Raw genomic sequence first — 25,664 nt, forward strand, 5'->3', positions numbered from 1 at the left:
TATCTATTCCCCTCTAAGCAGCTGCTGCATTTGCCATTCATAGGTGTTCATTCCCTCATACTCGGCGCCGTACAGCAAATCACCAAAAGGATTGATGTCTATCGGATAGGTCATGCCGCTTCCTCTTTGAACGAGCACATCAACGCCTGCCGCAGAGCAGCCGGGAAAAGCTCGGAGCGCGGATTCAGCTGTCCGCTGCACCGCTGCCATTACTTCTGCAGATAGCAGCTGATCGACATCCATCCTCCGTTCGTTGCGCAGATGAAGATTCGTAATTGGAGTGCTGCTTAAACGGAGTACCGTATGACAAGCCTTACCATCCACAACAAGCTGCCGTACATCAAACGACTTGCTCTCGAAGCTTTCCTTCTCAATCCATCGTTCAATATGTGCGCCTTCCCGGCATACCCAATCGACCATTCGCCGAATGTCTGAGCGTTCCCGGTAACGCCGCAGCTTGCCTTCGTTGAAATAGCAAATGCCGCGGGCCCGTTCTTCTATGCCGATGGTCGTGATAGCAAGTTCATCGCCTGTACGAGGATTGATTTGATAGGCAATAACACCAGAAGCGCCCGATCCGCAAGCAAGCTTAATAAACAGACGCCTTATGCCGCTTGCAGCAATCGCCGCTTGCAGCTCATCGTAATTTTTTATGCTTCCTGTAGGAGCTGGAAGAGCCGGCATGATGAGTCCATGGCGTGTGAGCAGCTGCCAGCAGCTTCTTTTGTCGAACATATTAGCTACGCTTCCCGGCGAGTTTACCCAGCTTGCGGAAACGCCTGATGCTTTAACCTCTGTATGCATAGCAGCAAGAAATCGGCAGTACCCGCGGTACCACTGTGCTGGATAATAGATTCGTCCTTGCTCCAGCGGCAGCTGCTGCGCTTCCTCCGCGGATATCGAAATATTGTGCGGCAGAGAGCCCGCTGACCAGAATAAGTCATCGCCGCTTCGGTCAGCCGCACCCCATGCGATCAACTGTCGTTCAACGGCTTGATCCTCACCTGGCGCATCAAGCCGAATAATGACCTTATCCGCACCAGCATATTCTCGCAAAATATCTTGAATAAACACGGTTCGCTTGAGCAACTGCTCATAGGAGAGCACAACAGCAGGAGCGAGCCCCTGCTTCCTTCTTGCTGCCTGCAAGCCGAATGTTCGTTTGTTTGACGGATTTCCGATGAGCAAATAAGGAGCTTCGGCAACGCCGTCGTTTTTAAAATGATCCATTATTCGGTAAGGAACGGATAACGCCAATCATCTTCATCCGTTTCCTGCTGGTCCGTCACATCTACTGACAGGCCTGCTTGCTTCCAGCGAAGCAGCAGCTCATCCGACATATAGTGGTAGCTCAGGTTAAGATGCTTCAGCTTCTTCACACGCTCGCTTGCAAGCAGTGCCTTGCCGCCTTCATCGGATAACGTGCCGTAAGAGAGATCAAGTATTTCCAACTGGTCCAAAATCGGCGCATCCGCGATCGCAATTGCGATTTCGTCCTGAATTTCACTATCCTTCAAGCCTAAGTATGTAAGCTTTGGAAACAGATCACCTTGCAACAGCGGCATGACATCCTCTATTCCGCCGTCAAAACCGTAATCATCTACGCCCAGATAAAGCTCAAGCTTCTTCAGCTCAGGCAGCTTTGCACTCGTTATTTCCTCTAGTACAGACTTCGGAAGCCCTCCGCAAATAATAACGAGCTCTTGCAGCTTCTCGTGTACAAGAGGCTGCAAGCTTAACTCTTGGCTGCCCTTGATCGACAATGACTGCAAATTCGGGAATGCCGCAAGCAGCGGTGAAAGGTTCGTCTGATTAATCCAGGAAACCTCACATTCCTCAAAACCCATATCTCCAATAAATAATTTCGTTAAATTAGGAAAAGAATCTTTGTGGCTGATCAATGATTCCAAGAAGCTGTCCGGAGAATTCTCATACGCCTGACCCCAATCGCCAATCGTTAGTATAGACAGCTTCTCGCCATCTGCGCTAGATGCCAATTTCTCAATCAGTTCAGACATCCTTACGCCTTCTTCATACTCGTCATAACCTACCGATAAGCGAATTTCAATCAAGATGATCCCTCCAATAGTTTCCATGTGAAGTTAGAGTAACATGGACTTTTTCGATGCGTCAATGGTCTCAGGGTCTTATCTGTCTTGGCTTCATAAAAATAAAGCCGAGCAGCGCAGAAAACAGCGCTCTCAGCTATTTGAATTTAGTGCAGTGCTTTGCGAAGTACAAATTCGATGAGTCGCCAAGGGAACAGCTTTTTCATAACAAAAATCATCTTCGCATCATTTCCGCACACATAACGAAGCTTCGGACGGTGGGATTGGCAAATTTTCACGATCGTGTTCGCAACCTGAATCGGATTAGGCGCATTTTTCTCCGACTTTTTATTGAATTGATTAAAGCGCTCAATCATTTTGCTGTAAGGGGAGTTTTGTTCCGCACGAAACACATGCTTTGCTGCAATGCCAGTATCGTAAGTACCGGGTTCTACGAGTACGACCGGGATGGAAAATGGCAGCAGCTCTAGGCGCAGCGCTTCACTAAAGCCCTCTAATGCAAATTTCGAGGCCGAATACGCACCCGTGTTGGAAAAACCAAGAATGCCTGCTCCGCTGCTGACATTAATAATTTTGCCTTGGCTGCGAACTCGCATATGTGGCAGAACCGCTTTCGTAACAGCAACGGTACCAAAGAAATTCGTATCAAATTGAGCACGCCAATCCACCATCGGTATTTCCTCAACGACGCCCATTACGGCATAACCCGCATTATTTACGAGCACATCGATTCTGCCCCAGCGCTCCATTACCTGCCCGATGACTTCCACTATGTTGCCAGAATCGGTAATATCAAGCCTCATTATTGCAATATGATCTAGTACGCCGTTCTCTTTTGCTTTTGCAAGCACGTCTTCCTTCTTCCCGATGTCCCTCATTGTTGCGATTACAAAGTAGCACTCTTGCGCTAAGCGAATCGAAGTCAAAAGCCCAAACCCACTGGATGCTCCCGTAATCAATGCAATAGGTCGATTGGTTACTTCTGCTACATTAGCCATCCTTAAGCCACCTCAATTCCTAGGAATGGTATACAATAACATGTTGTATTGAGTATAGCTTATTTGGACATGGATGTTGGAAAACTTGAAAAATAACGAGACTCATTTATTTTACTCGCCAGGCAGCGCATTAGATCCCAAGATCATTACTCTAACGAACTGTTTTAAGCTTATTATGCAGATAACCACATCTCTTTCATTTTAATGAATCATATTAACGTTATTGCATTCTTAATAGAGTGTTATGTGCTACTTTTCTCAAAATAACGATTATAGCGTTCGTTACCATCTTAATCCATTACGAATGGTTTAAATAAGAACTATTTGATTCGTAAGCCAATTTTTTGATAGGGGGAAAGCTTCGTTATGCCTAAGCTCCATTAAAAAACAAAATAGGAACTGTTCCAAAAGTAATTTTTTAGACAGCCCCATTAGTCGATCCTAACCTAACTACTCAACACTAAACTGCTGCTGTACGAGCTTAGCATATAATTCATGGTTCTCGAGCAGCTCTGCATGGGTACCCTGACCCGAAATTTCACCTTTCTCAAGCACAATGATTTGGTCGGCTCCACGAATCGTTGAAAGTCGATGGGCAATGACTAATGTCGTTCTTGCCGTCATAAGACCCTGAAGCGCTTCTTGTACTTGCATTTCCGAATCGCTGTCGAGGTGAGCCGTCGCTTCATCCAGCAGCAGTATATCAGGATTTCGCAAAATAGCCCGGGCAATCGCCAGCCGTTGACGCTGGCCTCCCGAAAGCTTAACGCCTCTTTCTCCAACCTCCGTGTCATAACCTTCAGGAAGCGAATCGATAAAAGTTGTCAAATTCGCTTGATCGACAGCTTCCCTGATTTTCGCCTCGCTCACATCCTCCAGCCCATAAGTAAGATTGTGACGAATCGAGCCTTGCATCATCGGGCTATCTTGTGAAACATAAGCAATCCGCTTTCGCCAATCTTCCAGCGCCATGGACGCGATCTGTTCCCCGCCATACGTTATGGCGCCCTCGGTTGGATTATAGAACCGTTCCAGCAGCGAGAACAGCGTTGTCTTGCCTGTGCCGCTCGGGCCTACAAACGCCGTTACTTGTCCCTGCTCCACTTGAAACGAGAGCGAATGAAGCAGCGGCCGATCCTCCGAATATCCGAAGCTTACCTGTTCAAATTTAATAAAGGAATGATGGTCTTTCTCGTGAAGGACTGCTGCCGCAATCTCATGGCTGGACTGCTCCTCCTTCTCATTTAGCAGCTCCAAAATACGTTCTGAAGCACCCATCGCCTTCTGGAATTGCGTGAAGAACGAAGCCATCTGCGTAAACGGCATAACAATTTGGAACATATACAAAATGACAGCAACCAGCTCTCCGCCCGTTAAAGTGCCCTGTGCGACCCTTACACCGCCATAACCGATTAATATAACAAGTATGAGCAGCATCACCGTCATCATTAAAGGGGTTACGATTGACATGATTCGGGCTTCCTGCAAGCCAAATGTAAACAAATGCGAGATTCGCTTGTCGCCTTGACGATTTTCTACCGGCTCAGCAAGCGATGCCTTCACAAGCCGAATATCGGAGAGCACACGGCCAAGATCGCCTTGAAATAATGCAGTTTCATCCTGCATGGATTTGGATACTGTGAACATTTTGGTGCCTAGCGGCCATAGAACAAGAAGTGCTACCGGAACGGCAATCAGCATAAGCAGCGTGAGCTTCCAATCAATCAGCAGCAGGAGAATGACGCCGCCTATAATAGATACAATTCCTCCAAAAAACGATATTACATGGCCGATGATAAAATCTTTGATCACATTTGTATCATTCGTAACACGGCTCATCGTCTCGCCGGAATTGTTGCGATCAAAAAACGGTACTGGCAGCTTTATCACTCGGTTCCATACTTCACGTCGCAAGCCTGCAATAACATACTGACCTACATAGGACATCGTATAGACCGAGAAACCTGACATAATGGTCTGGACTAGAAACACTGCTCCAAGCACAACAAACGTCATCGTTTGGATGGTCGATTGCGATAACTCCTCGACTAAATTTTTCGTCAATAAAGGAATGAGCAGCGAGAGCAGCGTCTCTCCAAGTCCTAGTACAACGGCAACGATAATTAAAAACTTAGCGGGTCTATGCTTTGCGATCAGCTTGAAAAATTGTGAAACGCCAATGGTTGCCTTCGGCCTATCTGCTTCAACATTATTTTTCATCGGTTATCCCTGCTTTCAACATTTTCAATGCCTCAAGATGATCGAAAGTAACGGCTAAGAAGGCTTCTTCATCCTTCGTAAACAAATTTGGGAATAAAATAGGATCAAAGGAATGAGCTGGATCGTTCAGCACCTCTAATTGCGCAAGCTCCTCTTCACTAAATCTCTCTAAGACAGGTGACAGCAGCTCCTCTAAGAGCGCAACAAGACTCAGTCCGCAAGCAAGCACCTCTTCGTCCAGAGGCTGTTTTCCTTGCTTGTAAAGTTCCTTTAGCTCCATGGCGAACACCGTTATTTTACTTTCAAATGCCGATCTGATTTCCGAGTCTATCCCCTCCATAAATATCGCATCTACTAAAGAAGGCGGCATTTGCGTTGACAGCCATTCCTTCTGCTGCTGCTCATGCTGAATATGTTGAATAAACACGAGCAATGAATTGCTGTCGACCTTGCCCGCTCCCTCCAAAATTTTCTGCATCCGTCCAATGGTGTCTATTACACGTTCCAAATGCGCCTGCTTTTTCTTAAGCATCTCATATTGCGAAGCTAATGAGTGCTGCAAGTCCTCCTCCGGACGCTGCAAATAAGCAGAAATGTCCTCTAATGAGAAATCCAAATATTTTAACGTTAAAATCTTTTGCAGTTGAATTAAATCTTGATCCGTATAAAAGCGATGCCCATGCGCGTTTCGGCTGGACGGCTTAAGCAGTCCCTGTCGATCGTAATAACGGAGCGTTCGCTCAGTAACTTTTGTCAGCTTCGCGAATGCGCCAATCGCATAAGAAGAACTATTATTCATCTGTTCATTCCCCCTCTTGAACAGAGTATAACCCTTGACGTAACGTCAAGGGCAAGTGGCTTACAGGATGAAATTTATAATTTTTTGGATATATTGTCTACTTTATGTCTGCTTAAAAGGGGTTTATCCTATCCTTTCCGCCCGTAAAAACACAAATTGATAATCGATAATATCATTTATTTTCTCTCAATTAATCTATTATTTTGTCGCTATAATTGAATACAAGCCCTAAATTTTATAAATAAAAAACAATTTTCTTCAATTCAAGGGTTGTAAATTATGGGAATTTATATATAATCAATTTGTGACCAAATTGTTACAGCACTATGAACTCAGAGGAGAGAAAGAATGGATAACTATCAGCAGCCCCCCGTAAATCCCGGTGTACCAGGATACGGGCATCAACAAAATCAGGAAATGTCGCCTGTCATTACAATTAAAGAGTGGATGCTCACTACACTCATTTTAATCATTCCGATCGTTAATGTTATTATGATGTTTGTATGGGCGTTTGGTGAAGGCAACCCAACGAAGAAAAACTATTTTAAAGCATCTTTAATTTGGGCAGCAATCATTCTCGTTATTTACATCATCATTTTCGTTATTTTTATTGCTGCAGCAGCTTCATCTTCTATGAGCGGCTAGTACAATAATCCATAATAAAAGTGAAAATCCGAGCAGCTGTCTGCTCGTTTTTAACAAGGAATAAATAGCGGTACAGGGACGACCCCTGCATCGCTATTTTTTTATTCACACCTAAGCTAAAAAAAACAGGGGTTACCTCAAAAGTAATTAAATCCACTTTTGAGATAACCCCTTTATTTTAGATCGTTTACTCCACGGCGAGGAATCGGTATACCTTGCTTGCATAATCGCCATAAAATTGCGGAGTTGCAAGTCCAGCATATAGCAGCTGATCGCCGCCATATACCGTTTCTTCACCAAGCAGCTTGTAATCGCGGTTCGGATCAAGGCCTTTGAGGCAGAAGCGATTAAGCTTCAGATTTGGCTCTTGCAGAACAGTAACGAACACTACAAATGCTTCTTTTTTATCCTTGGAAACGAACATCCACGCTGTTTCATTTCCTTCAAACGGGCTAAGCAGACGATAGAAATCTCCGAATTGCACAAGATGCCTTACATCCTTATAAAGAGCAACCTGTTCCTTAACGGTCGTCTTCTCTTCCTCCGTAAATTGAGTCAGATCAAGCTCATAACCGAAGTTTCCAGATAGCGCAACATTTCCTCTTGTTTCTAGAGAAGTTATCCGGTTCACTTGATGGTTAGGCACGGCTGATACGTGAGCGCCCATCGCGCTTACTGGGTATACGATGCTTGTTCCGTATTGAATTTTCAGGCGGGATACCGCATCGGAGTTGTCGCTTGTCCATGTTTGCGGCATGTAATACAGCATGCCCGCATCGAAGCGGCCGCCGCCGCCGGAGCAGCTCTCGAACAATACATCAGGGAAAGCAGTTGTAATTTGCTCAAGCACGGAATAAAGACCCAGCATATAGCGATGAGCAGTCTCGCGTTGACGCTCGGCAGGCAGAAGTGCTGAACCGATCTCTGTCATATTGCGATTCATATCCCATTTCACGTACGTAATCGGCGCACTTGAAAGAATATCCGATATCGACTTAACGATATATTGTTGAACGTCCGCGCGTGACAAATCTAAAATGAGTTGATTTCTCGCTTGTGTCCGTCTGCGGCCGTCGATATGCAAGCACCAATCTGGATGAGCTTTGTACAGCTCGCTCTCAGGCGAAATCATTTCCGGCTCGAACCATAGGCCGAATTGCATATCTAGACGCTTCACGCGGCTAACCAAATCCTCTAAACCGTTTGGCAGCTTTTTCGGGTCAACAAACCAATCCCCGAGCGAAGTTGTGTCGTTGTCGCGTTTGCCGAACCAACCATCATCCAGTACGAACAGCTCGATGCCAAGCTCCTTGCCGGCACGCGCAATATCTTCGATTTTGTCCGCATTAAAGTTAAAATACGTCGCTTCCCAGTTGTTGACGAGTATCGGACGTGTTTGATCACGGAACGTGCCGCGAATTAAGCGAGCACGGTACAAATCATGGAAGCTGCGTGACATGCCGCCGAGGCCATGCTCAGAGTGAACCATTACCGCCTCTGGCGTTTGGAACTCCTCGCCCGGCTCCAATCGCCAATTAAAGTCGAATGGGTTAATGCCAATGAATAACCTAGCTGCATGGAATTGATCCACCTCGACGCCAGCCGTAAAATTACCGCTGTACACAAGGTTTACACCGTATACATCACCGTGATCCTCGGTAGAACCCTCAGAGAGCAAAGCGACAAACGGATTTTGCATATGGCTGCTTGAACCTCTGCGGCTCTCGATCGATTGCAAACCTGGCTCAAGCTTGCGCTTATGAATATGGCGCTCACGAATCCAGGCACCAGAGAGCTGCAGCATCTCAAAGTTGTCATGCGCAAAGTCCAAGCTCATGCTGAACGCGCGCTGTAAATCCAAAGTATCAGTACCGTTGTTGACGATTCTAGCTGAACGGGCAATCGCATCGTAGTTTTCAAATACGGTATAAGACAAAATGACGGACAAGCCCGTCAGATCATCTTTCAGCGTGATTTCAAGCGTTTGCGCTTCGGAGTCGTTCTCAATATACGTTGCAGGCAATCCAGCAAGCGCCGGCTTTCCATCCACAATGCGGTGCGAATCAAAGCGCAGATCCGTTACTGTTGTTCCATTTGGAAGCTTGACCTGGAATGCAGGCATGCGGAAATCAGAGTTGCCGTATGCAGGATACTCATGCGGAAGCGTATCCAGCGACAGTTCCAATTGGTCCAGCTCTGTGCTAGGCGTGAATGAAGCCCGCTCCTTAAGCTCAAATAAACGCTCCAGCTGCACGCCGCGAATTTTTTTGCCCCAATAGACATGTGCAGGATAACCTGATTTCGTAATATGGATAACATAGCTTGTATCCTTCGCTTGCAGGTGGAATACCGATAGCTGTTGATCATATTGAATAGACAAAATAATAACCTCCTAAAAGTTTATATAAATGAATACTTACGATTTCACAGAGCTGCCGCAGCTTTCCCGCACGATGAGTGTCGTATTAACGGTCATATGAACAGCTGCCTCACGGCCTTCGATCCGCTCAAGCAGCAGTTGTACCGCCGTTCTGCCCATATGCTCAGTATGCGCGCGAACCGTCGTTAGCGGCGGATTCAAAAATGCAGAGATTTCAATGTCATCAAAACCTACTATCGCCATATCATCAGGCACCCGAAGACCATGCTCATGCAGCGCGCGCAAAGCACCTACAGCCATGGGATCACTTCCAATAAAACAAGCGGTTGGCCGCGAGCTTTGCTGAAGCATCTGATTCATCGCCTCATATCCGCTGTTTGAAGACCAATATGCCTTAATGACGAAGTTTTCATCATAAAGACCGCGCTCACGCATCTCCTTCTCGAAAAAAACACGGCGAAGCTCATCCGTCTCTGTACTCTCAAATTGACGATTCAGACGATGGATATAATCATTCCCGCCGATGTAGCCTATTTTTTGGTGTCCTAGTTCTCTAAGATGTTTGATTACTGCTCGGGTTGCTTGCTCAAAATGCAGCTTTACGGTGTCATACTCATACAGCTCGCCTGAATGGTTTACAAATACAAGCCGATTTCCGTTGCTATACAACTGATTAACATCCTCATCATGAATGGAGCCTACAACAATCACACCATCCAGCTCGTTGAACGACTGCATCTCCACTCGACTGTTGCCGCGAAGCACTTTCACAATGTTGATTCCAAGCTCCTCGCAGCGCGTTTCAATGCCTTTGCGAATGGAGGAGAAATAAGGATCATCATGCTCATCTTCCAGTGTCGACCACATGAGCAAACCGATTTGCTGACGCGAGAGCTGCTCTTCCTTCTTCATTCTTCTCAGCCTGGACGGCTTATATTGCAGCTGCTCGGCAATGCTGAATATTCGTGTACGCGTTTCCTCACTTACTGCCAAGGTGACATCATTGTTCAAAACCCTGGATACGGTAGCAGCTGAAACGCCTGCCTCCTGCGCAATATCTTTTATCGTTGCCATGCCACACTCCGAATTTAGTTAATAAATTTACTGAATAACAACTTTAGTTTAGCAGACGCTCGCAAAGTCCACAAGCACCCTATTGCATTTTTATTGAAATCACTTTTCATACCTAACGAAGAAGAAGCATTATCGGTGAATTTATGAATAACTAGATACAAAAACGATGGATTTGGTTTATGGGGAGTCTGCTTAAAGGCAACGGATGAACTAATCGGTGATTGTGGCCTTGTTAAACAAACGATCGATGGAACAATTGAGGTGGAAATCGGCTACCATATAAATAAAAAATATTGGTCCAAAGGATTCGCCTCTGAAGCAGCCATGGCTTGCAAGCAATATGGTTTTCATCACTTAGGCTTGCAAAAATTAATCAGTATTATAGACCCCAATAATTTAGCGTCCATTCGTGTTGCCGAGAAAATTGGATTTTCCAAAGAAAGAGAAGCTTTTATTTTCAACAAAAATCATACTATTTATGCAGGCTTCCACACTTAATCTTACTGATGTTCCTCCCTTTAATGGCATCCAATCTTCCATAAAGACATAAAAAAAAGCAGTCGACTGCCTCCTCCAAAAAGGGGCAGCCCCGCTTAAAAATCTTTTCGCCTCATAATTAGTATACCTATGCCGAGCAGAGCAGCCGTGTAAATACCGCAATAAATTAAAAAGGAATTTGATGCCGCCCCGTTAATAGAGAAAATACTTAGCTCTGCGTTAATGTTATATAAACCTCTAAGCTCAGAGATTGAAAATAATTCGTTTAGCATGCGCTGCTGCAAAGTATCCGCCGGCATAGCCAGCTTAATTAAGCCTGTTATAGTCTCAAGTGTTTGCATCCCTTTCATTTGAATCCTACCTGTGCTCATAAACCGGCCAATCGTACTGCCAAGCCAGCCCATACCGAAGAGCATCGTCATCCATATGCCGTTTCCTAAAGGACTTAAATAACAGGAGCCGAGCATCGTTAAGGATACTAATAGCGGAATAACAGACATAAAAAACAAAAGAGATTTGAAGTACACCATCATGCTGAATAAGACGCCAGTTTCTGCCCAGCTGATAAGAATAATTGAGCTGAATAACAGGAATGCATATAACGCAACATAACTGACAAAACCGAGCCATCTGCCCAAAAACCACTTCCAGCGCGCAATGGGCCTTGCGAGTACGGATTGAAGAACGCCTTGCTCTGCTTCCCCTGTCACAGCCGCAACGGAGCTGAATATAGAAAGGAAGGCAACTGCAAAAGCGCCAAAGAAGAAACCTAATGTCATAATCATTGCACTGCGGGCAAAATTTTCGAATAAGTTCATAGAAGTCGCAACATTCACCTCGCCACCGGCGATAGCATCAGCAATAAACCAGTAAGCAATCCAGAAGAGAACCGTCATGATGACCGTCATAAGCGTTACTCTTTTACGAACGAGCTCCTTCCAAGTTAGGCCCCAAACCGCGATCATCTGCGCTCCCCCCTATGCTCAAGGCCCGTTATGGCCTGCATAAACCACTCATCGAGCCGTGATTGCAATTTCCCAACCTCATACAGCGTCAATCCCAGCTCAATAAGAATATAATTGACCAACCCAATTTGCTCGTCATTTTCCAGTTCAATCTCCAGCCATACAGATGCATCATCATGCTCAGCGTTCGACACGATCACATTCGCGCCTAGCAGCTGCTGAATACGTTCAGCTGCTAAGGGGGTATAACCGCTGACACGCAAACGCCAGCTCGACTGCGAGCTCAGCACATCGGATACCTTTCCCTCCGCCAGCACTTTTCCGTTATTCAGAAGAGCGACCTTATCGCATAACTGTTCCACATCCTCAAGCAAATGCGAATTAAGAAAGATCGTTTTCCCTTGGCTTCTCAGCCTAGCAAGCAAATCTCGCACCTCATGCCTGCCAACGGGATCAAGCGCTGAAGCCGGCTCATCAAGAAAAACGATATCCGGATTTGTGAGTAACGCGCATGCGAGTCCAAGCCGCTGCTGCATTCCCTTCGAATACCCTTTGAGCCTGTCGCTTCCCCGGCTGCCAATGCCCACATCGTCCAGAAGCTGATGAATGCGTCGTTTGGCCATAGAGCGGTCGAGCTCACACAACTTTGCATGAAAAGCCAAAACCTCTTCGCCCGTCAACCAATCCGGATAACGAAACAACTCAGGCAAATAGCCAAATCTCCGTCTAGCCTCGATTGATCCTGAAGGCTGTCCGAAGATTTGAGCTTTACCTGAGGTTGGTTTAATAAGGCCTGTGAGCATTTTCACTATCGTGCTTTTTCCCGCTCCATTAGGACCGAGGAAGCCAAAGGCTTCCCCTTCTCTAATCGTCAGTGTAACATCGTGGCAGCCGCGTCCTTCACCGTAATCCTTGCATAATCCGATGGTTTCAATAGCAACAGCACTCATGGATGAATCAGCTCCGCAATAAGCGACTGTACTTTTTGTTTGTCCTCAAAATCATTAAAGTGTGCGCTTGCTACAACGCCATCTTTAAGCCACATCGCATTTGCATAACTATGGTCAGCGGATTGATTCAAATATACATCAACCCCTTCAATAACGATTTTCTCCGGCTTTTCATTTGTAATGAGCGGAAATGGAATTACTCCGTTTTCCATGTTTGATGCTTGCATAAGCGATTTGCGCAAATGATCAGGAAGCGCTGGGAAGCGAATGATAGCCTCATAGGCATCCTTTGCATCCACTGAAGGATCCATTTTGATGCTAGGCTGCTTAATATATTCAACCCATAGGCTTTGCTTAGAAGTACTTCCTTCCTTAGTTTCATACGTGATCGTTACACCTTGGCCTGTGTTGAATTCAATTGCTTTGCCGTCTACTGATTTCGGCAGCAGCTTATCTGCGCCCAGCTTACGCATTGCACTATTGATTTCATCCACATTTAGGCGGAAGGCAATCGTCTGAGCTGACATCGATGATATGGCACCTAACTGAATCCCTGGAACCGTCAATGTTGGAACAGCAAAGCCCAGCTCCTTAGAAGCTTGTTCTACGCTCATCTTTGACCAGCTTCCGACAGTCGTCTGCTCGAAGTTGCCGAAACGGTTAACGGTTTCACGCGTTTCGCCATCCTTCATGAAGCTGTTCATGAGCGACTCCAAATCATTTTGCTGCACAATCATTACGTTATCCATACGGAACGTATTAAGCCATGCCGCCAATGCTTCATTTGTCGAGGGCGTCGCTATAACTACCGTAATGACAGCTGCTGCGCATGCTGCTATTGTTTTGCCAACGTTCCTTTTGAACCAGCGGCCTGCCGCCCCACTTTTATTCGGTTTATTAGCAGCTGGACTGGATGAAGTACGAGCTCGTCCTAACGGAACCACATTTGCTTGCATTTGTTCAGGATACGTTTGAACGGCAGCAGCTTTTGTTTGCGCAGCGCTAGCTGCAGCTGTTGACTCCTTATTGAGCTCAGCAGCGTGCTTGCCTTGTTCTTCCCATTGCTCCCAAAGCGGCGATTGCTCTGAGGCTTGAAGCTGTTTCTCTAGACGCGCCCATGCAGCCGACATTTGCTCTGCTTCTTTTTTGTTTATTTCATCATTTTTTGTCATCTTGAACTCCTCCTAAAAGGTTTTGACCTTTCATGCTAAGTGCAGCAGGCGCTGGCCATCGCACATCATTCATGAGACAATGCTCCTTCTGCCTTATGCGCATGGCGCYTCAGCCTAGCCCCGGCTCTGCGCAGCATCGTCCCGACCTGCGGCTGCCGCAGCTGGAGCTGCTCTGCGATTTCCGCATAGCTGTATCCTTCATATCGGAGCAGAAGCATTTTTTTGTCTCGTTCGGGCAGCGTATCTAACCAGCCTCTAACCCGTTCCTGCTCGTCCTTATCAATCAACTGCTGTTCATTCGACTGAACCGCTTGCGGCTGTGCGAGTATGCTTTGTTCCTGCTTTTGTGTTAGAGCACGCTCTCGTGCTTTTTTATCCATATAATCATAAGCTAGCCTCGTTAATACGCGATGAAGCCAGCCTCCTATTGCTTCAGGCTGATCCGGTGGATTCCGGTAAAGCCTTAGAAATGTTTCCTGGGCAAGATCCTCCGCAGCTGCTTCATCGCGTATAAGTGCGACAAGCTTTCGTCTAACCGAAGGATAATGTGTATTAAACTGTTGACGAAACAAATCCGGCGCCGAATGTTCCATTCCGTTTACCTCCTTACGTTTTTTGCTCAAGCTATAAAGAAGACGATGCCTTCGATCATTTTGTAACACCTATCGCTCAACAATATTTTACCAAACGAATGTCATATTTATCGACAAGCCCAAGACGTAACAATTATACGAAAATAAAACTGGTCTAATAAAAAACCGCCTCCACGTTTGACGGGAGACGGAATGTCCATCAGGCTTCCTTATTATGTTCCATATACAGCTGTACAAATCTCGGTGCCGCAACAGGAGGGCTATAAATATATCCTTGAGCAGCATCGCAGTGGTGGTCGTTAATAATCCGCAGCTCTTCCTCTGTCTCTACTCCCTCGGTCACAACCTTTAAATTTAAATTGTGAGCGATGACGACGACCGATTTAAAAATCATTTGTTTCTTATAGTCGTTTACGATGCCGCTTATAAAAGATTTGTCGATCTTTAACGTGTGCAGAGGAATATTTTGCAAATAGCTGAGCGACGAATAACCCGTTCCAAAATCATCAAGCGACAGCTTAACGCCGAGCTGCTGAAGCTCATGCAGTATGTTAAGCGTGTGAGCCGCATTATCCATAAAAATCGACTCTGTAATTTCCAGCTCAATTTGATGAGGCCGAATCCCTGCATCCGAAATGATTCTTTCAATCGTATGGACGATTTGTTTCTGCTGGAATTGAATCATCGACATATTTACACTGATTGAGATCTGCCGCAGCCCCATGCGCTCCCATTCTTTAATTTGCTGGCAAGCTGTAAACAGCACCCATTCACCAAGCGAAATAATAAAGCCGGTTTTCTCCGCAATCGGGATGAAATCAAGCGGTGACACCATACCAAGCTCCGGGTGATTCCATCTAATTAATGCTTCCGCCCCATAAATAGAGCCAGTAGCTAAATCAACCTTGGGCTGGTAATAAAGCATAAATTGGCCCAGCTCCAGCGCTTTGGACATGCTGCTCTCAAGAATAAGCTCCTTCTTCGTTACATCATTAATCGTAGGAGAATATAGTTTGCATGTATTTCGCTCTTTCTTCGCCACATACATCGCAATATCCGCTTCCTTCACCAGCTGGTCTGCAGTCGCAGACGTCCATTCATGATGAATGCTCATTCCAATGCTTGCTGTAATATAAAACATCCGATCCTCAAGCCCAATGGGCTGGGAAATAGCTGATAAAATTTCTTCTGCTTTATGCATCGCCACATGGAGAAAAGTAACTTGCTCTAGCAGCACGATATACTCGTCCCCCCCGAAGCGGAATACTTTCCCCGAGCTGCCGACGGTAATTATAATTCGATGCGCCATTTTCTGGAGCAATTGGTCACTCATCGTATGATCGAGCATATCATTTATCATTTTGAACCGATCAAGGTCTATGAAAAGCAAAGCGATATGGCCTTGTTTCTTGTCTTGCTCCGCTAATTTCCCTTCCATATAGCGATGATAAGCATAGCGATTAGGAAGTCCCGTCATTAGATCATGTGTCGATTGGTATTCAATTAATTTCTCCGCTTCCTTGCGCTGGATAAGCATATGATTAAAATGATTAGCCATGTATTCAAACTCATCATTCGTATGAATGGTTAACTGCTGTTCTTCGCCTCCAATTGCGACAGCCGAGGTGGCTTGTACAACTTTATAAATATTAACTAGAATTATTTTCCTGACAAGCGACACCATAGCAATCGCCATCAAAAATAAAGCAATACCAGTGATGAGTATCGATTCCCAAAGGCTTTTGTAGTAATTAGAAAGCATGTTCTTTTTGGGGATGATCGTTTCAATATGCCATAATACATTGTGAACAAGAATCGGATGAAGCAACCGCAGCACGGTCTCCTTGTCCTGCGAGTCTCGTGTATAGGCAATTCTTGAATCCGTCCCTTTCATCGCCTCAAGTTCATCCTTATTTGACCATAACCGATACGGTGTGTTCACAAGCTCAGGGTACTTGCCGTTAGCCAAATATTGATTATCCGTCGTAATAATCGTGGAGTATCCTCCTAGCGGCCGGAAAGCTTCGATCTGTTTCTGCATCGATTCAAGTGAAATATCTGCTCCTACTATACCTAAAAACTCATTTTGCTCATTCAATAGAGGCAGCACAAGCGATATCATCATTATTGATTTGCCATCAACATCATAGGCATATGGCTCTATGAGTGAAAAAGATTTCGTAAGTTTAGGCGTTTGATAGAAGCTCCCTTTCTCCTTATCCTCGTAATTTGCAATGGCCAGCAGTTGAATGGACTGATCCTCGCGAACGACATAAGGAATGAAGCGCCCCGTAGCATCGTCATAGCTGTTTTTATTTTTGTAAAATGCATCTTTCCCGTCATAGGCATTAGGCTCCCACAACGTATAAACGCTTAATAGATCAGGATGCTTGATAAGCATTTGCTTAAGCAGCTCGACTATGTATTCACGATTTTGCATCTGGTTTTTGCCCATTTGAGTCATGGTTACTTCAAGCGTTTCCAGCATCATCATCGTTTGATCCATCGTTTTAGTGAAAGGATTTATGTAGGCCATGGATTCCGTCTGTGCAAGAAGCTCGCTTTCGCGCAGGTTGGAATGATAAAGCTTGATGAGGTGAGCGGTTACCAATAGACCAAATGAAAGAATAACTAGCAGGCCTATGGAAAATATTAATTTTTGAGCGATGCTTAGCCTAATCTTTCTCATCCGATCTATCAGCCCCTTGTTGTCGGAGAAAGCAGAAAACGACGTAATATGTCAAATTATGATACGGTTCTAGTATACTTGACATTTTGACCCAAATACAATGATAAAAATAGGATAATAACACTATATAATTCGACAAAAAACCACTTTATTTCTTTATTTTTTGAAACGACAAGGATCGATAGCATCTATTCTTATTTGTATGATATCTAGTAAGAAAGTCCAGCACTTTTCATTTAAATTCATTATATCCACACGAAGAAAAGCCCCCTCTGTCTATGACAGGGGAGGCGATGGAATCGCTCACTTACACTTGATTTTGTTTGTTCTTCTCTTTAACATCATTATCCTCGTTGCTGCGGTCATGATCCTCTAAGCGATGGGGACGTTTGCCTTTTCCGCCATGCAGCTTATATAGCTCTTCGCGCAGCTGCTCCGACGTCTTGCCTTCTGTTTTAATGCCATGTTCCTTCGCAATCTCACGCAAATGCTCCAGCCGCTTCGCTTGATGCTCTGCTTTAAAAGCTTCCCATTTATCTTTATTGGCAAGCTTCGCAGCCTCTACTTCCTTCTTCAGCTGCTCCACTGACTTGCCATCGGCTTGAATACCAAAATAGGTCGCTATTTCCTTCAGCTTTTCCAGCCGGTAAGCCTCAAAATCTTTGCGAGTCATTTTCCCTTTGTAATGCTTATGCTCTTTGTCTATATCAGACTCTTTAGGGTGAAGAACCACTAGTGAAGCATCAGGCAAAGCAGTAACCGACTTCGCTGCCCATACGGGAGCGACTGAAAACAGTACAAGCAGCGCTACCATAGGAATAAACCATTTTCTAATCATTTGTTGCCACACCTTTCTATTACATTCGTGATGCAGAGACGATGGTCATGCCTCGTCAGCATTATTTTGCCCAAGCGATCACAGGAATAGACATGTTAATGGCAATTTTCGACATATCCCTACAGCAAGTTCATTACCCCTGCGTCTCTATGTTCAAATGCTGCTCAAGTAGCTCCAGCTCATTTTGCAGCCATTCTTTGGAAAAATGCTCTCCGATAAATACCGCAACATCGTTTACATGTCCTTGCGGCTCGATTCTCATAAAATCAGATTCCTTATATGCATATTGGAACAGGAACCGGCTAGGCGCATCCGTAAACGTCACAATCCCTTTTGCGCGGTAAATGTTAGCTGGAAGCTTTTGCAGCAGAGATTCAAAGGCTTCACTGCTCACCGGGCCGCGCCAATAATGCGTCACAACCATAACATGGTCATGCGAATGATGATGGCTGCTGTGGTTGTGGCTGCTAAGGTCATCATCATGGGAGTGAACGTCATCGCCGTGGTCATGAGTACATCCAGCTACTGAGCATACTTGGCTGTCATAGCTATGAACATGCGCGGCTGATGCGCGCTCTTGTATGTCTAAAGCTTCATCACCAGCATGCACAGGGGCATGGCGATCCGTATTTTCAGCTGTTTCAAGCCAGCTCCAATCGTCAATTGCGCAGCGCACGGTTGCTATAATTTGAGCATGGGCATTTAATTCCCGCAGCTGCTGCTGCGCTTCAACAAGCTGATCCGGCTCAAGCTTGTCCGCCTTATTTAGCAGCAAAATCGTAGCACATTTTATTTGCTCCAGCATCAGCTTGAACGTGCGACCCTTCCCGTCGCGGCTCCGCGCGAGCAACTCAGGACCATCAACAATCGTGATCACACTGCGTAGTTCGATTTCCTTATACATCGCTGCCTCGGTTATCCCATCCAACGTCTCCATCGGATTGGCAGCACCAGTCGATTCAATAAAAATGACGTCAGGTTTATGCTCGTCAATGAGCATGCTGATCTCCATCCCCAAATCGCCCCGCATCGTGCAGCAGATACAGCCGCTTAGCATCTCAGCCATAGGCACTTCATCCCCTACAAGCTGACCATCAAGGTTAATATCGCCCAGCTCGTTCATAATGACCGCCGGCTTCAATCCCTGCGCGGTGTAATAATCCAACAATCTTCTCAGCAGCGTCGTCTTCCCGCTTCCAAGAAAACCAGACAGCAAATGAACCGGTATGTGTTTTTCTCTATTAGTCATTGTAAGTTCTCCTGTATGTAACAAATTTTAAACGCATTTGAATATTTCTATTATATCGTAATTGTTACGTTCATTCATCTTTTCGTAAACAGGACTGCGATTTAGCAAAAAATGAGGTATCCTAAAATCAATAAGCGCATATATGCGCTTACAGACTACAAACCTTGCCGTTTCGCACGCTGTAAGAACATATGCGTGCTTATTACATCATTTCCCGCCTCGATCCTACGCCTCAGCAGCTCAATTAACGCATATATGCACTTACAGACAACTAACCTTGCCGTTTCTTACGCTGTAAGAACATATGCGTGCTTATTGCATCATTTCCCGCCTCGATCCTACGCCACAGCAACTCAATAAGCGCCTATATGTGCTTACAGACCACAAAACTTGCCGTTTCGCACGCTGTAAGAACATATGCGTACTTATTGCATCATTTCCCGCCTCGATCCTACGCCACAGCAACTCAATAAGCGCCTATATGTGCTTACAGACCACAAACCTTGCCGTTTCGCACGCTGTAAGAACATATGCGTGCTTATTGCATCATTTCCCGCCTCGATCCTACGCTTCAGCAGCTCAATAAGCGCATATATGCACCTACAGACAACTAACCTTGCTATTTCGCACACTTTAAGAACATATGGGTGCTTATTGCATCATTTCCTGCCTCGACCCTACGCCTCAGCAGCTCAATAAGCGCATATCTGTGCTTACAGACTACAAACCTAGCCTTTATTCTCGCTATAAGAACTTATGCGTGCTTATTGCTTCACTTCCCGCCTCAGTCTTTTGCTAAGGAGAACATCAACAGACAAAAAATAGAAAAATGGCGTCACAGAAATAAATCTCTGTGACGCCATCTTTTCAATATTGTTATCGAACTATCTCTACAGCGAATTTATCTATTTTGAGACTAACTCTACATTGAACTACTTTTTGAATTTCTACTATTAAATTAACTATACCTGCTTAATTAGTAGGTACCATCTTGAGAAGACGGACGATCAACACAACGGCTTCTTCTCTGGTTGCGCTAGCTTTAGGCTCGAATTTTTGTCCACTCTTACCGTTAATGATCCCAGCGTTAGCTAGTGCATTGATTTGATCTTCTGCCCAATTCGCAGTGATATCCTGGAATTTCGCTTCTGTACTCAAAAGAGAAATATCCAGCAGCCTTGCTAATAGTGCTGCAATTTCAGCTCTTGTAATTTCACGATTGGGTTCGAAGCTGCCATCTGCATATCCTGTCATAATGCCGTTTTCCATTAAGGCCCTAATTGCTTTCTCGGCAAAGTGACCCTTAGCATCCGTCAGCTCTTGCGCTGCGTTAGATGTGAATCCAAGAGCATTTACGAGCATTTGAGCAAACTCACCGCGTGTTACTTTCGCTTCACCACGGAATTTATCGCCTGCATATCCCTTTATAATCCCTGCCCGTGCAGCGAAATCAATGTCAGCAAAACTCCAAGAAGTTGATTTTACATCTTTAAAGGTTGTTGGAGCTGCTGCTTCAGCCTTTGCTTTCATTTCAACTACAAATGCTTTATCCACTTTGTCGTTGTAAACAGGTTTGTTGACAACAGGCGTTGGTGTTGGTGCTATCGGTGTCGGTGTAGGAACTGTCGGTACACTCGGTCCTGTTGGCGTCGGTGTTGGTACAACTGGCGCTGCATTCACAGTTACAATATAAGTGGTCTTCGTTGTTGAATCCTGCGCTGTAACGACGACCTTGATGCCTGTCTCTATAGTTTCTGCCTCATTCTCGCCGTCCGCCTCATAAACTTCAAATGTCGCATAAGCTGCTGGCGTGATCGCTGCCTTAAATGCGGCTAACGTTGTTCCATATGGAATATTCGTTATTGTTTCATCTTCAGTTCCACCTGTGCTTACTGTTCCTATTGTCGAAGTCAATGTGGACACCGTGCTTTTTTGCTTAATATCCGCTAATCCAACCGTCAACACTTGTATTGCAGATGCAGGATTTTCTGGTGTTGCTGCTGTACGAACGGAGATTGTGTCTCCTGCTTGTACATTAATGTTATCTACAAAGGTCTGACCCGTTGCAATCGCTACAAAATTAGTAGCCGTTACAAAATCAATATCATTTCCGCTATTGTATTTGTACTCCATCTTATCTGTAACCCCATTCAAACGCGTTGTTCCAACGTTTGTTCCTGGTGACAAATTCCCTGCTGGCGGCGCTGCTTGCATCATTACGATGTATGTGGTCTTCGTCGTTGTATCCTGCGCTGTAACAATGACCTTGTTGCCCGTTACCAATGTGTCAGCTTCTTTTAGTCCATCCGCCTCATAGACAATAAACGTGGCATGCTCTGCTGGAGTGATCGCATCCATAAACTCATCTAACGTTGTTCCGTATGGAATATTCGTTATCGTTTCATCTGCAGTTCCGTCAGTGCTCACATCTCCCAGTGTCGAGGTCAACGTGGACACCGTGCTTTTCGGCTTAATGTCCGCTGGACTAACCGTCAACATTTGTACAACAGATGCAAGGTTTTCTGATGTTGCTGCTGTACGAACGGAGATCGTGTCTCCCGCTTGTACGCTTATGTTATCAACAGAAGTTGTACCCGTTGCAACCGCAACGTAATTCTCGCTATTGCGTTTGTACTCCATCTTATCTGTTACACCATTCAAACGCGTCGTTTCTGCGTTTGTTCCTTGTGACAAATTCCCTGTTGGTGCTCCTGCTTGCACCGTTAAAGTGTAGGTGGTCTTCGTTGTTCTATCTTGCGCTGTAACGATGACTTTGTTGCCTGTCGCTAATGCGTTCGCTTGGTTTATTCCATTCGCCTCATAGACTTCAAACGTCGCATCGGCTGCTGGTGTAATTGCTTCCTTAAATTCGGCTAACGTTGTTCCATATGGAATGTTCGTTATCTTTTCATTTGCTGTTCCGCCGATGCTTACTGTTCCTATTGTCGAGGTCAGCGTGGACACCGTGCTTCTTGGCTTAATGTCCGCAAGACCTACCGTCAATACTTGTGCAGAAGATGCTGGTTTACCCGATGTTGCTTTTGTACGGAGAGATAGCACATCTCCTACTTGTACGCTTAGGTTGTCAATAGAAGCAGAACCCGCTGCAATCGCCATATAAAGCCCATTATTTAGTTTGAGCTCCATTTCATCGGTAACTCCATCCAAACGTGTGGTGTCAACGTTTGTTCCTGGTGATAATTTTCCCGTTGTTGGTGCTTCTGCTGCTCCTATTATCGTGTAGCTCTGAATCATAACTTCATTATAGGTCATACCTTTAACTGCAATGGCCTTAATCGTCATATCTTCCGTCACTACAATAGGTGAGCTGTATCGTGTACTGCTCAGCGTCGGCACATCGCCGTTCGTCGTATAATAAATGGATGCGCCTATTGTCCCACTGCTAAGCTCCACCTCTGTCTTCCAATCAATTGCCCCTTCTTCTACATCCGCTGTAGGAGTTTCTGCCAAGAAAACTTGCAGTTGAGGATAGTTCCCCTCTTTTATAAACCAATCTGAGCCAAAGTCCCAATTCGTAAATGTGGATTTTGTTTTCATCTCAGCAGTTGACTTAGGCATTCCTTTCCCTGAATTATCATATTGTTTTGAAACCTCTTTGTCATAAAAGCTATCCACGTCTACGCTAGCGTCTGCACCTCCATAAGTACCGCCCACTAGCCCGCCACTAAAATTGGCAGTTGCGACGAAACCTGCAGCAAAACTATTTGTAATCGCACCTCTATATTCAAGCCCAACTAAACCGCCTAATTGAGAAGTGCCTGAAACATTGGTTATCGTATAGCTATTTATGATCTTTGCTTCTTCTTTATACCCTACTAGACCGCCTGTATAATTCGTCCCTCTAACGTCGCCTGTAACATAACTGTTCGACACTGCTGATGAAGAGCCCCTTAAAACGCCCACTAAACCACCAGTAAACATTCCACCTATGATATCCACATTTTCTAACCCTATATTTTTTATAAAAGATCCTGCTGCTACTTGTCCGAAGAGACCGACATAATTTTCGTTGCTATTCGTTTTCAGTCCCTTAATCACATAACCATCACCATCGAAAGTGCCGAAAAAGCTACCGAAAGGCTTCCAAAACTGTCCATCATTGTATCCTCCTTCACCTTCAGAAAGATAATCCGTTAAATCGATATTACTGCCAAGCTTGAAATTTACGGAATAATAATTTCGCACGCTATCTAACTGCTCAGGTGTCGTAACGATATAAGGATCATCAACAGATCCAGTTCCGCCACTAAAACCTGGCGCCGCAAATACCTGTGAAGCATTCGTCAAAGGCCCAAATAATGAAATCATTAATGCCAAACACATGACTCGTATTAGAATACTTTTTACCTTTTTCCCAACTAGTATTGATCCTTGTGCCATACGAATAGTTCACTCCCAAATCATGAATAAGTTATAGTTGCATACGGGCTTTAGCATAAATGCTAGGCTTTTTAAAAAACACCAACTAAAGTTAGTTTTGCGAAAATAAAGTCGAAAAATCCAATATTCACGCGCATTTTGGCGTCTATTAGTAGTCTATTTATCCTATATAAGCAATAAACCCAAACGAATGGCATCGTACTATTTTGAAGCTCCATTAGGTATTCAAGATCATCTGCATCTGCTAAATATAATGATAGAATCAGAAAAAAACGGTATCCTCCCCAGAGGGATGATACCGTTTTTTTTGTTTACTATCCTCTAACTAACCTTTAACTGCTCCAGCTGTCATCCCTTTCATGACCTGTTCTTGAAATGCCAGATAAGCAATGATCGTTGGAATAACAGCAAGCGCCATCGCTGCCATCGTAAGCTTATAGTCTGTGGAGTAACCTGTTGCAAATATGGATAGACTGAGCGGCAGCGTCTTTAAGCCAGGGTCACTAATAAAGACGAGCGCGAAGGAGAAATCATTCCAATATCTCAAGAAGGCTAGGATACCAACTGTCGCTAGAGCCGGAAGGGACAATGGAAGCATCATACGAAGGAAAATTCCCCAGTAGCCAGACCCGTCAATCATCGCAGCCTCTTCAATTTCTTTCGGGAAGGTATTCATATAAGCCACACAGACAAAGATGGCTATCGGCATCTCAAACGCTGTATAAGGCAAAATCAATGCTGCATAAGTGTTCAAAATATCGATCTTGTTCATTAATATGAACAGTGGAACGAGTGTGCTGTGAATAGGGATGAGCATGCCGAGCATAAAAATGCCCATTACGAGCAGCTTGCCTCTAAACTGAAAACGTGAGATCACATATGCGCTTAATGCACCCATTACAAGCGTAATGACAAGCGCTGTTAAAGTAACAATGGCCGAGTTCATGAACGCAGTGCCCATATCTGCAACTTCCCAAGCACGAGTGAAGTTGCTCCAATTCCAAATGTCCGGCAGGCCGAACGGACGCGAGTAAAATTCTTCATTTGTTTTAAAAGCGCTAATAAACAGCCAAATGAGCGGATAAAGCGTGACTAAGGCGTATACGGTTAGACCAATGGATTGCAAGCTTCCTCTCAGCTTGCGCAGCCCTGTTCCTAAATTTGCGGAGGAGGCTGAGTGTGAAGCGCTAATTGATGGCGTAGTCATACTGTGGGTCCCCCTCCATTATTTTTTTGATTTCATTAAATATTGGCTTCCCGCTACGAGAACCAAGCTGATGATGATAATCATGGTGGATACTGCGCTGCCATAACCGAAGCGATAGATCGAAAATGTATTATTGTACATGTACGATGCGAGCAGCTCCGTCGAATTCGCCGGCCCGCCGCCTGTCATGACATAAATAAGATCGAATGCTTTAAGGCTGCCGGATATACAGAGCACCACGGCTACTTTAATCGTATCCCAAATCATCGGAAGCTTGATCGAGAACAGCTTGCGAGAGCCTTTTGCGCCGTCAATCTGAGCGGCATCATCAATTTCACTCGGAATATTTTGCAAAGCGGCAATAAACATAATAAGATATGGACCTACATTCAGCCAAATGATTGGAACCATGATGGCATACATCGATATCGATGGGTCAGACAACCACTGCTGTTTCCAACTGCTTAATCCCAACGTATCTAGAAAAAAGTTCAGTACACCAATTTGCGGATGATAAATGTATCCCCAGATGATACCGACTACAACGGAAGAGAGTACCATTGGCATAAAGATAGAAGCTCGGATAAACTTTTGAAACCAGCCGTTTTTGAGCAGTACTAAGGACAAGACCAATGCAATCGGCACCTGACCGAAAACAGACGCAGCAACAATGAGCAAATTGTTTTTGAACGAATGCCAGAACAACCGGTCTTGAATAACCTCTTTATAGTTGTCCAGTCCGATAAATCGCATCTCCCCAATGCCTTTCCAATCAAAAAAGCCATAATAAGATGACCATAGTATCGGTACGATAACAAAAAAGATGAAAAGCGCAAGCGCCGGAAGAAGTCCGATAGCGATAAAGCCTCTGATGCGTAAAGATGATGACATAATCGTCCCTCCTAAAGGTTTGCGCA

At 45.0% G+C, this 25,664-nt stretch carries 18 protein-coding genes and 1 pseudogene; 2 read left to right on the forward strand and 17 right to left on the reverse strand.

Annotated elements, in window-relative coordinates:
* Nucleotides 1-3: 3 nt before the first annotated feature.
* The 5 genes from AB4Z50_RS06375 to AB4Z50_RS06395 all read right to left on the reverse strand — a co-directional run bounded on the left by AB4Z50_RS06375 (nucleotide 4) and on the right by AB4Z50_RS06395 (nucleotide 6,086).
* Complete coding sequence (locus tag AB4Z50_RS06375; RefSeq protein WP_441877032.1) at nucleotides 4-1,230, reverse strand: STM4014 family protein; 1,227 nt, start codon at nucleotides 1,228-1,230, stop codon at nucleotides 4-6.
* Nucleotides 1,230-2,069, reverse strand: a complete 840-nt coding sequence (locus AB4Z50_RS06380) for an STM4015 family protein (RefSeq protein WP_179089872.1) — start codon at nucleotides 2,067-2,069, stop codon at nucleotides 1,230-1,232. The genes AB4Z50_RS06375 and AB4Z50_RS06380 overlap by 1 nt, the downstream gene beginning before the upstream one ends.
* Nucleotides 2,070-2,215: 146 nt before the next feature.
* Nucleotides 2,216-3,067: an SDR family oxidoreductase gene (locus tag AB4Z50_RS06385; protein ID WP_441877035.1), complete on the reverse strand. Its 852-nt coding sequence runs from the start codon at nucleotides 3,065-3,067 to the stop codon at nucleotides 2,216-2,218.
* Between the two features lie 450 nt (nucleotides 3,068-3,517).
* The gene (locus tag AB4Z50_RS06390) at nucleotides 3,518-5,287 is read right to left on the reverse strand and encodes an ABC transporter ATP-binding protein (RefSeq protein WP_441877038.1); all 1,770 of its coding nucleotides are present in this window, start codon (nucleotides 5,285-5,287) and stop codon (nucleotides 3,518-3,520) included.
* Nucleotides 5,277-6,086, reverse strand: coding sequence for a MerR family transcriptional regulator (locus tag AB4Z50_RS06395; protein WP_441877041.1), 810 nt, complete (start codon nucleotides 6,084-6,086; stop codon nucleotides 5,277-5,279). The genes AB4Z50_RS06390 and AB4Z50_RS06395 overlap by 11 nt, the downstream gene beginning before the upstream one ends.
* Before the next feature lie 348 nt (nucleotides 6,087-6,434).
* Between AB4Z50_RS06395 and AB4Z50_RS06400 the strand changes: the two genes are divergently transcribed.
* The gene (locus AB4Z50_RS06400; protein WP_441877044.1) at nucleotides 6,435-6,731 is read left to right on the forward strand and encodes a hypothetical protein; all 297 of its coding nucleotides are present in this window, start codon (nucleotides 6,435-6,437) and stop codon (nucleotides 6,729-6,731) included.
* A 187-nt stretch (nucleotides 6,732-6,918) separates the two neighbouring features.
* Here the strand turns inward: AB4Z50_RS06400 and AB4Z50_RS06405 are convergent, their stop codons facing one another.
* Complete coding sequence (locus tag AB4Z50_RS06405) at nucleotides 6,919-9,111, reverse strand: alpha-galactosidase (protein WP_441877047.1); 2,193 nt, start codon at nucleotides 9,109-9,111, stop codon at nucleotides 6,919-6,921.
* A 36-nt stretch (nucleotides 9,112-9,147) separates the two neighbouring features.
* The gene (locus tag AB4Z50_RS06410; RefSeq protein ID WP_441877050.1) at nucleotides 9,148-10,185 is read right to left on the reverse strand and encodes a LacI family DNA-binding transcriptional regulator; all 1,038 of its coding nucleotides are present in this window, start codon (nucleotides 10,183-10,185) and stop codon (nucleotides 9,148-9,150) included.
* 153 nt (nucleotides 10,186-10,338) lie between these two features.
* Between AB4Z50_RS06410 and AB4Z50_RS06415 the strand changes: the two are divergent.
* Nucleotides 10,339-10,683 (forward strand): annotated as a pseudogene (locus AB4Z50_RS06415) (GNAT family N-acetyltransferase); the annotation flags it as partial.
* A gap of 95 nt (nucleotides 10,684-10,778) precedes the next feature.
* Here AB4Z50_RS06415 and AB4Z50_RS06420 read toward each other — a convergent pair.
* The 10 genes from AB4Z50_RS06420 to AB4Z50_RS06465 all read right to left on the reverse strand — a co-directional run bounded on the left by AB4Z50_RS06420 (nucleotide 10,779) and on the right by AB4Z50_RS06465 (nucleotide 25,638).
* On the reverse strand, nucleotides 10,779-11,648 hold the full coding sequence (locus AB4Z50_RS06420) for an ABC transporter permease (RefSeq protein ID WP_441877053.1): 870 nt from the start codon (nucleotides 11,646-11,648) through the stop codon (nucleotides 10,779-10,781).
* Nucleotides 11,645-12,598: an ABC transporter ATP-binding protein gene (locus AB4Z50_RS06425; protein ID WP_441877056.1), complete on the reverse strand. Its 954-nt coding sequence runs from the start codon at nucleotides 12,596-12,598 to the stop codon at nucleotides 11,645-11,647. The genes AB4Z50_RS06420 and AB4Z50_RS06425 overlap by 4 nt, the downstream gene beginning before the upstream one ends.
* Nucleotides 12,595-13,770: a hypothetical protein gene (locus tag AB4Z50_RS06430; RefSeq protein ID WP_441877059.1), complete on the reverse strand. Its 1,176-nt coding sequence runs from the start codon at nucleotides 13,768-13,770 to the stop codon at nucleotides 12,595-12,597. Before AB4Z50_RS06430 ends, AB4Z50_RS06425 begins: the two co-directional genes overlap by 4 nt.
* 65 nt (nucleotides 13,771-13,835) lie before the next feature.
* Nucleotides 13,836-14,363 (reverse strand): sigma-70 family RNA polymerase sigma factor, encoded by a 528-nt coding sequence (locus AB4Z50_RS06435; protein ID WP_441877061.1) that lies wholly within the window; start codon nucleotides 14,361-14,363, stop codon nucleotides 13,836-13,838.
* Between the two features lie 199 nt (nucleotides 14,364-14,562).
* Nucleotides 14,563-17,052 carry an EAL domain-containing protein gene (locus AB4Z50_RS06440; protein ID WP_441877064.1) on the reverse strand — a complete coding sequence of 830 codons (2,490 nt, stop codon included), beginning with the start codon at nucleotides 17,050-17,052 and terminating at the stop codon, nucleotides 14,563-14,565.
* Nucleotides 17,053-17,359: 307 nt separating this feature from the next.
* On the reverse strand, nucleotides 17,360-17,890 hold the full coding sequence (locus AB4Z50_RS06445; RefSeq protein ID WP_441877067.1) for a hypothetical protein: 531 nt from the start codon (nucleotides 17,888-17,890) through the stop codon (nucleotides 17,360-17,362).
* 133 nt (nucleotides 17,891-18,023) lie between these two features.
* Nucleotides 18,024-19,139, reverse strand: a complete 1,116-nt coding sequence (locus tag AB4Z50_RS06450; protein WP_441877070.1) for a CobW family GTP-binding protein — start codon at nucleotides 19,137-19,139, stop codon at nucleotides 18,024-18,026.
* Between the two features lie 972 nt (nucleotides 19,140-20,111).
* Nucleotides 20,112-23,540, reverse strand: a complete 3,429-nt coding sequence (locus AB4Z50_RS06455) for an S-layer homology domain-containing protein (protein WP_441877073.1) — start codon at nucleotides 23,538-23,540, stop codon at nucleotides 20,112-20,114.
* Nucleotides 23,541-23,865: 325 nt separating this feature from the next.
* Nucleotides 23,866-24,747, reverse strand: coding sequence for a carbohydrate ABC transporter permease (locus AB4Z50_RS06460; RefSeq protein ID WP_441877076.1), 882 nt, complete (start codon nucleotides 24,745-24,747; stop codon nucleotides 23,866-23,868).
* Nucleotides 24,748-24,765: 18 nt separating this feature from the next.
* On the reverse strand, nucleotides 24,766-25,638 hold the full coding sequence (locus AB4Z50_RS06465) for a carbohydrate ABC transporter permease (RefSeq protein ID WP_441877079.1): 873 nt from the start codon (nucleotides 25,636-25,638) through the stop codon (nucleotides 24,766-24,768).
* Between the last annotated feature and the right edge of the window lie 26 nt (nucleotides 25,639-25,664).

Origin of the sequence: Paenibacillus sp. 2TAB26 (assembly GCF_052115145.1) — a bacterium.
GTDB lineage: Bacteria > Bacillota > Bacilli > Paenibacillales > Paenibacillaceae > Pristimantibacillus.